Origin of the sequence: Bradyrhizobium sp. 45 (assembly GCF_023073155.1) — a bacterium.
GTDB classification, from domain to species: Bacteria; Pseudomonadota; Alphaproteobacteria; order Rhizobiales; family Xanthobacteraceae; genus Bradyrhizobium; species Bradyrhizobium canariense_D.
In genome coordinates this window covers 283,281-295,766 of sequence record NZ_JADPIX010000143.1, presented here as the reverse complement: position 1 = coordinate 295,766, position 12,486 = coordinate 283,281, and the positions used below count along the sequence as shown (strand labels likewise).

The 12,486-nt window shown below is 65.8% G+C and carries 11 protein-coding genes; 7 read left to right on the top strand and 4 right to left on the bottom strand.

Translation table 11 applies throughout. The annotated features are described in order from the left end of the window. Positions 1-348 precede the first annotated feature (348 nt). The 6 genes from IVB42_RS33855 (at position 349) to IVB42_RS33830 (ending at position 6,694) form a co-directional block, all read left to right on the top strand. Positions 349-1,341, top strand: a complete 993-nt coding sequence (locus IVB42_RS33855; protein WP_018456881.1) for a tripartite tricarboxylate transporter substrate binding protein — start codon at positions 349-351, stop codon at positions 1,339-1,341. A 174-nt stretch (positions 1,342-1,515) separates the two neighbouring features. Then, positions 1,516-2,010 carry a tripartite tricarboxylate transporter TctB family protein gene (locus IVB42_RS33850; RefSeq protein ID WP_007608177.1) on the top strand — a complete coding sequence of 165 codons (495 nt, stop codon included), beginning with the start codon at positions 1,516-1,518 and terminating at the stop codon, positions 2,008-2,010. Between the two features lie 4 nt (positions 2,011-2,014). Next, entirely contained in the window at positions 2,015-3,529 is a 1,515-nt protein-coding gene (locus IVB42_RS33845) for a tripartite tricarboxylate transporter permease (RefSeq protein ID WP_247393952.1), read from the top strand. Positions 3,530-3,580: 51 nt separating this feature from the next. After that, positions 3,581-4,570 (top strand): methylmalonyl Co-A mutase-associated GTPase MeaB, encoded by a 990-nt coding sequence (gene meaB, locus IVB42_RS33840; RefSeq protein ID WP_018456883.1) that lies wholly within the window; start codon positions 3,581-3,583, stop codon positions 4,568-4,570. Continuing rightward, on the top strand, positions 4,567-5,220 hold the full coding sequence (locus IVB42_RS33835; protein WP_018456884.1) for a pyroglutamyl-peptidase I: 654 nt from the start codon (positions 4,567-4,569) through the stop codon (positions 5,218-5,220). Before meaB ends, IVB42_RS33835 begins: the two co-directional genes overlap by 4 nt. Positions 5,221-5,323: 103 nt before the next feature. Further along, positions 5,324-6,694: a TIGR03808 family TAT-translocated repetitive protein gene (locus IVB42_RS33830; protein ID WP_247471887.1), complete on the top strand. Its 1,371-nt coding sequence runs from the start codon at positions 5,324-5,326 to the stop codon at positions 6,692-6,694. Between the two features lie 27 nt (positions 6,695-6,721). On the opposite strand, the gene IVB42_RS33825 is transcribed toward IVB42_RS33830, so the two are convergent. The 4 genes from IVB42_RS33825 to IVB42_RS33810 form a co-directional block, all read right to left on the bottom strand. Then, the gene (locus tag IVB42_RS33825; RefSeq protein ID WP_018456886.1) at positions 6,722-7,363 is read right to left on the bottom strand and encodes a TIGR03809 family protein; all 642 of its coding nucleotides are present in this window, start codon (positions 7,361-7,363) and stop codon (positions 6,722-6,724) included. A gap of 508 nt (positions 7,364-7,871) precedes the next feature. Further along, positions 7,872-9,578, bottom strand: a complete 1,707-nt coding sequence (locus tag IVB42_RS33820) for a S8 family serine peptidase (RefSeq protein ID WP_247471885.1) — start codon at positions 9,576-9,578, stop codon at positions 7,872-7,874. Between the two features lie 15 nt (positions 9,579-9,593). Beyond that, positions 9,594-10,289 (bottom strand): hypothetical protein, encoded by a 696-nt coding sequence (locus IVB42_RS33815; RefSeq protein WP_026233260.1) that lies wholly within the window; start codon positions 10,287-10,289, stop codon positions 9,594-9,596. Continuing rightward, positions 10,286-10,855, bottom strand: a complete 570-nt coding sequence (locus tag IVB42_RS33810; RefSeq protein ID WP_007593582.1) for a sigma-70 family RNA polymerase sigma factor — start codon at positions 10,853-10,855, stop codon at positions 10,286-10,288. Before IVB42_RS33810 ends, IVB42_RS33815 begins: the two co-directional genes overlap by 4 nt. 433 nt (positions 10,856-11,288) lie before the next feature. On the opposite strand from IVB42_RS33810, the gene IVB42_RS33805 reads away from it, so the two are divergent. Continuing rightward, positions 11,289-12,446, top strand: coding sequence for a GGDEF domain-containing protein (locus IVB42_RS33805; RefSeq protein WP_018456889.1), 1,158 nt, complete (start codon positions 11,289-11,291; stop codon positions 12,444-12,446). Positions 12,447-12,486 lie beyond the last annotated feature (40 nt).

The following is a 12,486-nucleotide window of genomic DNA, read 5'->3' as shown; positions in this document are numbered from 1 at the left end:
ATCCGCCCATTCTTCACCGAGACCGCCGACAACGACGCCGCCATGACCGCAATGGTGAAGGGGGTGACTGCATCGCTCATGGTCGCAAAGATGAAGCGCGATGCGAGCGCGACTGCGACGACTGGTTCGCGGAATTGAAGCGGAGCCTGCTCAGATGGGCGCGGTGACGTTTGCGTCCTCAACCGAGGCGGGCAAGACTCCCGGCCTCGCCTTCCACTATTCCACGCATGAGGGCCGCGTTGCCCGCAGAGCGCTGGTAGCGCTACCTTGCAGCCGCGCTGCAAAGCCGACTAGAATGTCGCCATAGACAAGAGCGCCCGACGTCGTGGGCGCCGCTGGGAGGCATTGATGTCCAAGATTACGCGCCGCAGCTTTGCGGCTTCATCTGCCGCAGTCGCGGCATCCGCCGCATTCGGTCTCACACCCGTACGCGCGCAAGCCTATCCAGCGCGGCCCGTCACCGTGATCGTTCCCTGGGGCGCGGGCGGCGGCACTGACGCGACCGCGCGCATTGTCGCAGCGCTTCTGGAGAAGGATCTCGGCCAGCCCTTCAACGTGGTCAATCGCACCGGCGGCTCCGGCGTCGTCGGCCATACCGCGATCGCGACCGCGCAACCTGATGGCTACACCATCGGCATGCTCACCGTCGAAATCTCGATGATGCACTGGCAAGGGCTGACCGAGCTGGCGCCGAAGAGCTACACCCCGCTGGCGCTGATGAACGAAGACCCCCCGGGCATCCAGGTCTCCTCCTCCTCGCCCTACAAGACGGTGAAGGAGCTCGCGGAAGCCATCAAGGCGGCCCCTCCCGGCAAGTTCAAGGCCTCCGGCACCGGCCAGGGCGGCATCTGGCATCTGGCGCTGGTCGGCTGGATGCAGGCGATGGGCCTGCCTGCCAACCAGGTCGCCTGGGTGCCGTCCAACGGCGCCGCACCCGCGATGCAGGACCTCGCCGCCGGCGGCCTCGACCTCACCACCTGCTCGGTGCCGGAAGCCCGCGCCATCATCGAGGCCGGCAAGGCCAGGAGCCTTGCTATCATGGCGCCGGCGCGCAATCCCATCTTCAAGGACGTGCCGACGCTGAAGGAGGCGATGGGCATCGACTACGCGACCGGCGCCTGGCGCGGCATCGCCGGGCCGAAGAACCTGCCGCCGGAGATCGCAACGAAGCTCACCGCGGCGCTGCAGAAGGTCTACGACTCCGCCGAGTTCAAGGACTTCATGAGCAATCGCGGCTTCGGCACCGTGTGGGGCGATGCCGGCCAGTTCGCAAGCTTCATGGACAAGGGCGACGCCCAGATGGGCGAAGCGATGAAGGCGGCGGGTCTGAGCAAGGCGTGATCTTGTCACCTCTCCCCGCTTGCGGGGAGAGGTCGAATTTGAGCGCAGCCCAAATTCGGGTGAGGGGGAGTCTCTCCAAGTCCAGCTTTCACCGCCAACGCGGACGCAGCCCCGGACTCCACCCTCTCTCCGTAAGAACGGGGTGAGGGATAAGAAATCTCATAGGATCCTCCCATGCGCCTTCCCGACTCCGTCACGGGATCGTTTCTCGTCGTGCTCGGCACCGCAGCCGCCTATGGCGGCTGGCTGCTGCCGCCGGTACCCGGGCAGCCGGTCGGCCCCAACGTATTTCCGCTCGTGATCGGCATTGGGCTTGCGCTGTGCGGGCTCGCGATCGTGTTCGGGATCGGTCACACCTTCGAAGAGGCGGAAGAGCTGATCCCGCTCGAGGATGGCCAGGCAGCGGCTGCCCCGCCGCCTCAGGGAAAGTTGTACGGCCTGCGCGCGCTGCTGCCGCCGGCGCTGTTGCTGTTCTACGTGGTCGCGGCCGACCGGCTCGGCTTCATCATCACCGCGGCGATCATGGTCTACGTCACCTCGACCGCGTTGGGGGCAAAGTGGAAGCTGGCGCTGCCGCTCGCAGCGCTGGCGCCGTTCGCCATCCACCTCATCTTCGGCAAGCTGCTGCGCGTGCCGCTTCCCGCCGGCCTGTTGCCGACACCCTGGTGACCCCATGCTGAAAACCCTGATTGAAGCGTTCGCACTGATCTCCACCTGGGAGGTCATCATCGCGATCTTCGCAGCCTCGGTGTACGGGCTCGTGATCGGCTCGCTGCCGGGCCTGTCGGCGACGATGGCAACCGCCCTGCTCGTCCCCGTCACCTTCTATCTCTCGCCGATCGCGGCGATTGCGACCATCGTGGCGGCCTCCTCGATGGCGATCTTCTCCGGCGACATCCCCGGTGCGCTGCTGCGCATCCCCGGCACGCCCGCCTCCGCCGCCTATGCCGACGAGGCTTACGCCATGACCCGGAAGGGACAGGCCGAGTTGGCGCTCGGGGCCGGCGTGTGGTTCTCGGCCGTGGGCGGCATCGCCGGCGTGCTGTCGCTGATGATTCTGGCGCCGCCGCTAGCCGAGATCGCGCTCTCGTTCTCGACCTTCGAGTATTTCTGGCTGGCGCTGCTCGGCCTGATGTGCGCGACGCTGGTGGCGCGCTCCTCGCCGGTGAAGGCGATCGCCGGCATGTTCCTCGGTCTGCTGGTCTCCTGCGTCGGCATCGAAAATCCCGGCGGCGTGCCGCGCTTCACCTTCGGCCTCACCGATCTGTTCGGCGGCATCGAGCCGATCCCCGCGCTGGTCGGCGTGTTCGCGGTCGCCCAGGTGATGCGCGCGATGCTGACGCCCGAGCCGCCGCCGCTGCCGCGGCGCAAATTCGGAAGCATCATGGCCGGTCAGTGGAAGCTGACCAAGAAATACCATTGGCAGATGACGCGCGGGAACATCGTCGGCATCATCATCGGCGTGCTGCCCGGAGCCGGCGCCGACATGGCCGCCTGGGTGTCCTATGCGATGTCGAAGCGCTTCTCCAAGGAACCGGAGAAATTCGGTACCGGCCATGTCGAGGGCCTGGTCGAGGCCGGCGCCAGCAACAATGCCAGCATCGCCTCGGGCTGGGTGCCATCATTACTGTTCGGCATTCCCGGCGACACCATCGCTGCGATCGCGATCGGCGTGCTCTACATGAAGGGGCTCAACCCCGGACCGACGCTGTTCACCGAGAAAGCGTCGAGCATGTACGCGATCTATCTGATGTTCATCATCGCGAACATTTTGATGATCCCGCTCGGAATCGCCATGATCCGGGTTGCCGCCTACATCCTGCTGGCACCGCGCTCCGCCATCATGCCCATCATCATGCTGTGCTGCGCAGTCGGCTCGTTCGCTATCGGCAACAACATGTTCGGCGTCGTCACCGTCGCCGCCTTCGGCGTGATCGGCTATGTCATGGAAGCCAACGGTTATCCCGTCGCCGCGATGGTGCTCGGCATCGTCATGGGCACCATGGTCGAGCAGGCCTTTGTCACTTCGCTGATCAAGTCGGACGGCAGCATTTTGCCGTTTTTCGAGCGCCCCGTGGCCGCGATCCTCGCCGCCATGGCGATCGGGGCGCTGCTGTGGCCGGTGATGGTCTGGGCGTGGCGAAAGCTGAAACCGGTGCGGACCGGAGTGGCGGCGACATCCCGGTGATATCGGGCGGGCGGCCCTCGCCTGCCCCACGCGGGCGTTGTAAAGCAGGGCATGGTTGAGAAAAAGCCTTCACTGGACATCAAATCCCTCGCCCATGACCTTCGCGCCGGCAGCCGCGCGGCGCTGGCGCGGGCCATCACGCTGGTCGAGAGCCGGCGCAGCGACCATCAGGCGCTGGCGCGCGAGCTGGTGCAGATGCTCTTGCCTGACACCGGCAGAGCGCTCCGCGTCGGCATCACCGGCTCGCCCGGCGTCGGCAAATCCACCACCATCGACGCGCTCGGCATCCATCTGATCGAACAGGGTCACAAGATCGCGGTGCTCGCAGTCGATCCGTCCTCAGCCCGCAGCGGCGGCTCGATCCTCGGCGACAAGACGCGGATGGCCCGGCTCTCGGCTTCCGACGATGCCTTCATCCGACCCTCGCCGTCCTCGGGCACGCTCGGCGGCGTCGCGGCCAAGACACGCGAGGCGATGCTGCTGTGCGAGGCGGCCGGCTTCGACGTCGTGCTGGTCGAGACCGTCGGCATCGGCCAGTCCGAGACCGCGGTCTGCGACATGACCGATTTCTTCCTGGCCTTGATGCTGCCAGGCGGCGGCGACGAATTGCAGGGCATCAAGAAGGGCCTGGTCGAACTCGCCGACATGATCGCGATCAACAAGGCCGACGGCGACAATCTCAAGCGCGCCAACATCACCGCCGCCGATTATCGCGGCGCGCTGCATATCCTGACGCCACGCTCCGAGCACTGGCATCCGCCGGTCGAGACCTATTCGGCGCTGACTGGCGACGGCATTGCGAAGATCTGGCAGAAAGTCCTCGATCACCGCAAGGCGATGAATGCCTCCGGCGACTTCGCCGCACGGCGGCGCGAGCAGCAGGTGAAATGGATGTGGTCGATGCTGGAGCAACGCATGCTGGCGCGGTTGCGCAGCGAGGCGTCGGTGCGAACCAAGGTCCGGAAGATCGAGACCGAGGTGGCCGACGGCCATCTCACGCCGGCGCTCGCCGCCGAAAAGATCCTGGAGTTGCTGCAATGAGCGACAAGCTCCGCGTTCTCCTCACCGCCTTCGGCCCGTTCCCCGGCGCGCCCTACAATCCGACCCAGCCGCTGGTCGCCCGGCTGGTGCAATTGCGCCGTCCCGCACTCGACGATGCCGCGATCTCCAGCCACATCTTCCCAGTCACCTATGCCGCGGTGGACCGGCAATTGCCGGAGGTGCTCGCGAAAGAGAAGCCCGACGCGCTGCTGATGTTCGGCCTCGCCGCACGCACGCCCTATCTGCGCATCGAGAGCCGCGCGCGCAACGCCGTCACCATGCTCTGGCCCGATGCCGCCAACACCCGCTCGAGCAAGCGCGGCATCGCCGGTAATGCGGACGCGCTGATTTTCGGCCCGCACACCGCAAGGCTGCTGCGCGCCGCCCGCCTCACCGGCATCGACGCGCGGCCCTCGCGCGACGCCGGCGCCTATCTCTGCAATTACCTGAGCTGGCGCGCGATCGAAAACGTCAGGGGCGGCGGGCCAAAGCTCGCCGCATTTATCCATATTCCCCTGCTCGCGCGCAGTGGCGCCGTGCGCCGCAAGGGCGCGCCGCGGATCACGCTGGAGGAACTGGTGGACGCCGGGGAAGCGATGCTGATGGAGATGGTACAGTTGGCACGGAAGGCTCGGAACACGACTGTGTAAACATTTAACCCTACCGCGAACAATCCTCACGGCCCCAGCCGCGCGGTCCCGTTTTTGCGCTACCTAACCGCTGCGGACCCCCGCGTCCGCCGGAGGACGCGTCATGGACCTCAATCGCCGCCATCTCATTGGAGCATCGACCGCAGGCCTCGCCGGCGCGCTCGCGATACCAGCCGACGCCGCGCGTGCGGCGCCGCTGACGTCGCTGCTCGGCCGCGATGCCACGCAATATGGCGTGCGGCCCGGCAGCAGCGAGGATCAGACCCGCGCGCTCCAGCGGGCGATCGACGAGGCTGCGCGGGCGCAGATGCCGCTAGCGCTGCCACCCGGCATCTACCGCACTGGGTTGCTACGCTTGCCAAACGGCGCGCAACTGATCGGCGTGCGCGGCGCGACAAAATTCGTCTTCACCGGCGGGGCCTCGGCGATCCAGAGCGACGGCTCCGATGCAATCGGCCTTTCCGGCATCACCTTTGACGGCGGCGGCATTCCGCTGCCGACGCGGCGCGGGCTGATCCAGATCCTCGGCGGACGCGACGTCCGCATCACCGATTGCGCGATCACCGGCTCCGGCGGCAGCGGCATCTGGCTCGAGCAGGTCTCCGGCGACATCTCGGGCAACATCTTTACCAACATCGCGGTGACGGCAGTGGTGTCGTTCGACGCCAGGGGTCTCAGCGTCTCCCACAACACCATCACCGGCACCAACGACAACGGCATCGAGATCCTGCGCACGGCCATCGGCGATGACGGCACGCTGGTCACCGATAACCGCATCGAGGACATCAAGGCCGGCCCCGGCGGCTCCGGCCAGTACGGCAACGCCATCAACACGTTCCGCGCCGGCAACGTCATCGTGCGCGGCAATCGCATCAAGAACTGCGATTACTCCGCCGTGCGCGGCAACTCGGCCTCGAACATCCACATCACCGGCAACAGCGTCAGCGATGTGCGCGAGGTCGCGCTCTATTCGGAATTCGCTTTCGAGGCCGCGGTGATCGCCAACAACATTGTGGACGGCGCCGCGGTCGGCGTCTCCGTCTGCAATTTCAACGAAGGCGGCCGCATCGCCGTGGTCCAGGGCAACATCATCCGCAATCTGATCCCGAAGCGGCCGATCGGCACCGCGCCGGATGACGATGCCGGCATCGGCATCTACATCGAGGCGGATTCATCTGTCACCGGCAACGTGATCGAGAACGCGCCGTCCTACGGCATCGTCGCCGGCTGGGGCAAATATCTCCGCGACGTCGCGATCACGGGCAACGTGGTCCGCAAGGCACTGGCCGGCGTCGGGGTGTCCGTCGTGCCCGGCGCCGGCACCGCGCTCGTCAACAACAACATGATCTCGGAAACCCCGCGCGGCGCCGTGGTCGGGCTCGATCATGCGCGCGCCGTGACGTCCGATCTGTCGGTGGACGGCGCCCAGCGGTTTGCGCAATTGGTGGTCGGCGGGAATGCGGTGCGGCGATAGCTGCCGCTGCTCGCCTCCTCCCGAACGCTAGAACGCGTTCCGCAGCAGTGGATACTTCGCTTCGAGCCCGTCGAGGCTGAAGGTGAACTCAACCAGGCGCTCGGGGGCTGCGACAATTTCGGCTGCCGGCGGAGAGAACTGCGGCAGAAGCGCCGCCATCGCAGCCAGCGCCTTGGGCGCTGCCGTCGCGGCCGGCACCTTGGGCCCCGTCATCGCGACGGGCGCGGTGGGCGGCGCCATGGCAGCCGGCACTTGGAGCGGTGCCATCGGGGCAGGCGCGGCGACCCGCGCGGCCGGGGCTTCGGAGATGTCGGCGAGAACGCCCGGCTTGGGATCGAGCCTGACCGGCACGGCGGTCTCCGGGACGATGTGCACGGCCTTCGGTTGCACTGTCTGCGCCTGCTGCTCGCGCGGAAACATGCGGGGCATGGTCGCCGGCGACCAGCCGAATGCGGGCGACACGCTCGCGGCCGCCGTGGCGACGTCAGCGCCGGTGGCAAGGGCGCGCCAGGTCTGGACGGCGAGCTTCGCTTCCTGGATGTTTTCGAGAAATGCGATCTCGGAGTGATAGCGGCGCCAGCGCCCGGTCTCGAACATCTCGGAGAGATGCACCAGCCGCTGCTCGGCGAGAGCGCACCAGCGTGCCGCAATGTCGCGGCCAATAGCCACGTCGCGAATAGCCTCTTGGCGATGTGTCATAAATCAGCCCGTCAGGAGAAAATACGGACGCGACGCAACGCACACGAATCAATTTAGACGCGACGTGAATATTTTGTGGAAAAGTTTTGACTTGTCCAGCAACGACGATGTTTTCGTCGCCAAACTCCGTAGTCGTGCGGAGATTCAAGCGGTTTTGGAGTCAAGCTTCGCACAAGCATAGCGCGCTTGCGGCGTGCCGGCGGAGCAGTGGCGATGAGTGAGCCACGATCTCTCAACCGGAAGCTGATCTCGCGCAGGCTTCGAGGGATTGGACGCCCAAAAAGAAAAGACCCGTCCGGGGGGACAACCGGACGGGTCGAGCCATATGGGCGCTTGGGGTGGATGGGCGCTCGCGCCTGATATGACTTATGGGGAGGGATAACCGCTCCCACATAATTTGGTCGTGGCAGCGGGCCGAACGTTCAATGCGGCGTTTGATTTTTCAACCTTCGCGCCGCGCGCAAAGTTGTCGCAGCCGCTATCGCGTCGCCGGCCTATCCGCCTGAGAAACCGTGGCTTTATCCTCGGTGCTCGACAACGAGGGTTGCTCTAATGCGCGGATGCCAGGCTCGTCGCGACGCTTCTCGATATCTTCACGTTTTGTTGTACCGGATGCGGCCGCGACCGGCGTCGCGCCGGCGGCGGGAACGGCCATGACCGCGGCAAACGCGTCGGCCCCGCCATCGCCGAACAGATCATCACGCCCGGGTGAACCGAGGTCACGCGCCGTCTTCGCCAGCGTCGTGCGCAGCGCTTCCGGCTTCAAGGCGGAGTTGCGCTCGAGCAGCAGCGCTGCGACGCCGGAGACATACGCGGCCGAGAACGAGGTGCCCGACGTCATCTGGTATTTGCCGTCAGGCGCTGGCAGGAAGATATCGACGCCGGGAGCCGCGACCGCGATGTAGTTGCCACGGTTGGAGGCGGTGAACAGCCGGTCCTGCTGGTCGGTTGCGCTGACCGCGATCACGTTGGGATTGGCGGCCGGATAGAGCGGCGGCGACTTCGCGCCGGCATTGCCGGCGGCTGCGATCAGCACCAGGCCACGCGCGGCGGTCGCCGCGATGGCCCGCTCGATCACCGCGTCTTTGGGACCGGCAAAGCTCATGTTGACGATCTGCGCGCCGTGCTCGGCGGCATAGTTCAGAGAGCGCAGGATGATGTAGGACGAGCTCTCGGCCCCGCCGGTGGTGCCGCCGAAGGCGCGGATGGCGATGATGCGCGCCTCGGGCGCGCTGCCCATCAGCTTGGCATGCGCCACGATGGCGCCTGCAATGCCGGTGCCATGAATGTGCGGGCCTTCGGCGCTACCGAGCGCATCGAAATTATCGGCAATGGAATTGGCAAGTTCCGGATGTCGGGCGTCGATGCCGGAGTCGATCACAGCAACCGTCACATTGGCGCCATGCGCGAGAGTATGTGCCTGCGGCAGGCGGAGCTTGGCCAGCGCATATTGCGCGGGATCTCCCTCGGTCGGCACCGACGATTTCTGGTCCTGAAGCAGGTAGCGGAAGTTCGGCTGGACCGAACGCACGCTGCCGTCGGCCGCGAATTCACGCCGCACCGTCGCGGAGGGCCGGCCGTCGGTGATGCGGAACAGTCCGAACGTCGCCCCGATCAGCGGAAAATTCTCGGAGGACACGCGCGTCAGGCCATGGCGACGCGCAAGCTCGTCGGCCTCGGTCGACGACAGCCCGCCATCGATCTCGGCGACGAATTCGTCGGCGAAGGTACGCAAATCCGCGGCGACGGGCGCGTTGTTGCCGCGCCGCTTTCCGGCGGTCTTCTTGCCCGATTTGCCCGAGCCATCGCCGCCTGCGTTCTGCTGCGCCAGGCATTCGCCGGCGGCGTCGCGATCGGGCGCGGTACAGGCGGGATAGAGGTTCGGGGAGTAGCGCGCATAAGGCAGCACCGGCGTCGGCCCCATCCGCGCCGAAATCCTCGTCGTCACGATCGGACCGGGACCGCGGCCGACGGCCACCGCTCTGGCTGCAACGCCCGGACTGACGCGTGCGGCGATGCCAGGAGAAATGGTCGGCATTCGGGAGGGGACGCTGATCGTCGGCGTGCGCATGATCGCCTGCGCCTGCGCAACCTCGACGCCGAGAGAGGCGGCGAGCAAAAGCGCGGCTGCGACCGACGAAGCGCAGACCCCGGCTCTTACTCCACTTTCGGACTTGCGCGTCATCAGCTTGGAAGCGCCTTACGGCGCCGCGACGGCGAGGTTGACGAACTTCTCGCGCTGCATCTTGCCAAGCAGCGAGTTGAGTTCGTCACGGCTCATCGCCTTGTCGAACTGGAGGCGGAACATGCCGCCCTTGGCATCACCGATGATCGAAGCCTGGTAGCCGTCGAGCAATGCGGTGATGTCGGCGACGCGCGCCTCGGGCGTGAAGCGTACCAGCGCGCGCGCTGGCGGGACGGTCGTGCCGAGGTCGCGTGTGATCGGAGCGCTGGTCGAAAGCGAAGCAGTCTGGAAGGTCGCAGTCTGGGTCTGCGTCAACACCGCGCCGATGATTCCGGCTTGCAGCACGAGGGCCATGGCGCCAAGGCTCGCCGACCAGGCGAGAGTGCGCGGCGACAGGCTCGCAAAGAAGGTGGCGATGCGCGCCGACAGCGGCAGCGAACCGGCCGCCCGCGCGGGCTCGGCGTCGATCGCCGCGAACAGCTTCTGCATCGCGCGCGCCGACGGAGCACCCAGGCTCTCGTTCAGATGAATGGTCTCTTCATACTCGCCGCGGATCGCGGCATATTGCTTCGCGAGCTCGGGATCGCGCGCTAGCGCCTCGTCGACGCGGCGCGCATCGCGCGGGTTCAGCGTGCCGGCGGCGTGCCACGGCAGCAGCAGTTCAATTTCACCGGGCTCTTGCTCCAGCATCTTCTTGCTCAAAGCCATCATGGCCAGCCTCGCTCAATGCCGGCTGCCTTCAGCAGTTCGGCCAATTTCTTGCGCGCATAGAACAAGCGCGTCTTCACAGTGTTCTCCGGGATGCCAACGATTTCGGCCACCTCTTCCACGGATTTCTCGTGGTAGTAGACGAGATCGACGATTTCCCGATGATCCGGCGAGAGGCCCGTCAGACACTCCCGCAACGCTTCACTGGTATCCTTCTTCTGCACCGCCGTTTCCGGATTGTCGGACGTGTCCTCGATCGCGTTCGCGGCGTCGTCGTCCAACTCAAAATCCTTCCTGCGCCGAAGCGCAGACAGGGCCTTGAATCGGGTAATGGCCAGCAGCCAGGTGGAAACGGCGGATCGGCCCTCGAACTTGCCGGCTTGACGCCAGACGTCGAGAAATACCTCACTGATGAGGTCTTCCGCCGCCTGCTCGTCCCGCACGAGCCGAAGGCCGAACCGATACACCCTTACATGGTGCCGCCCGTACAGCACCTGCATGGCGAGCCGGTCGCCTTGAGCGATCCTGGCGATCAGGATCTCGTCCGAAGCCGCTTGTGTCACGCTCAAAGGCCGTCTCGCAAGATTGGTCGGGTCGATGCGGCAGACGGTTCGACGGGAGGGGTAAAATTGTTCAGCCTACCGCAGTCATACGGGAGGCTGTGTGATCTACCCCACATACGCGAAATTTCCTTTTGCCACCCGCGGCTGGGCGCCGCGCTCAAGAACGGTAACATAGTAATGAAGCACTTTCCTGAGCAATGCCGTCCAGCATAGAGAAGCCGACGTGCATGGAACCTTAGCAGCCTAGCACGACATATGTCTTCCGAAGCCCTGCTTTGGCTCGACCGCGTCGCACACGATGCCTCACGGCCGGCAAATTCCTCGGCCGCTCGACGTCCCCGCTCCTGCGCTGCACAGCGTGGATTCGGTTTCGAAGGATACCAAACCTAAAGGCTTGCCACGTAGATTTTTGGGCTGACATCCACCATTGGGCGGGACCATGAGCACGGCTGCGACGTCCTTTCCCGAGAGGAATGCCGCTGAGGCCGCGGATCTCGCCCTGACGACCGCGGCTGCGGCACCCGAGGTCCTGGCGCGCCGGATCCGGCAGCGGCGCCAGATGTATGTCGGCCAGGTGGCGAGCTACTCGCTCGGCGCCTCCGTCCTGCTGCTCTACGCCTATGACGGCGTCATCTCCATGGGCGTTCCGTCACTGTTCTGGCTCGGCGGCCTTCTGACCATCGGAACCTTCACCGTGCTGTCGGAAGCGGGCTTCGGCGACCGGTTCGAGGATCATTACCTCACCGTCTTCCAGATCTCGGCGCATATGTCGCTGCAGCTGCTGTTCCTGCTCGCGGTGCCGACAGTCGGAGTTGCGTTCCTTGCCGTGCTGTTTCTGATCTTCGCCTTCGGCACGCTTCGTATGACATCGAGCCAGGCGATGCTCACCTGGGGCCTCGCCACTTGCGGGCTCGCCTTGGTCTTCCTCGCCTCGGACTTGCCAATCGGACTGCCGGTTACGACCCAGCTGCAACGGGCCGCCTCGATGCTGTGCTTCGTGCTGGTGATTGGCCAGTGCGCCTTCCTCGGCCTGTTCGGCGCCACGCTGCGCAAGATCCTGTACCGGCGCAGCATCGAGCTGAAGGCCGCCTATCAGCGCATCGAGGAGCTGGCGGAGCTCGACGAACTCACCGGCTCCTACAACCGCCGCTGCATCATGCGGCTTCTCGACGCCGAGATCGAAAAATCGCGGCAGACATCGACCCCTTGCGCGATCGCACTCATCGATCTCGACTGGTTCAAGCGCATCAACGACGCCCATGGCCATCCCGTCGGCGACGAGGTGCTGCGCACCTTCGCAATCACCATTTTCGCCAACATCCGCCCGGCCGACTGCTTCGGCCGCTACGGCGGCGAGGAATTCTTGCTGCTGCTGCCGGGGACGGACGGCGATGCGGCATCGCGCACGCTCGATCGGCTGCGCGGCATCGTCGCCGATCTGGACTGGAGCGCATTCTCCCCGGGCATGCGCGTGACCATTTCCGCGGGCGTCGTGACGCTGCGCGACAACGATACCGCCGACACGTTTCTCGTGCGCGCCGATAGCGCGCTCTATTCCGCCAAGGCACAGGGGCGCAACCGCATTGCAACCAGCTGATCAATCCATTTTCTCCCGGCGCGACCGAAGCCGCTGCCGG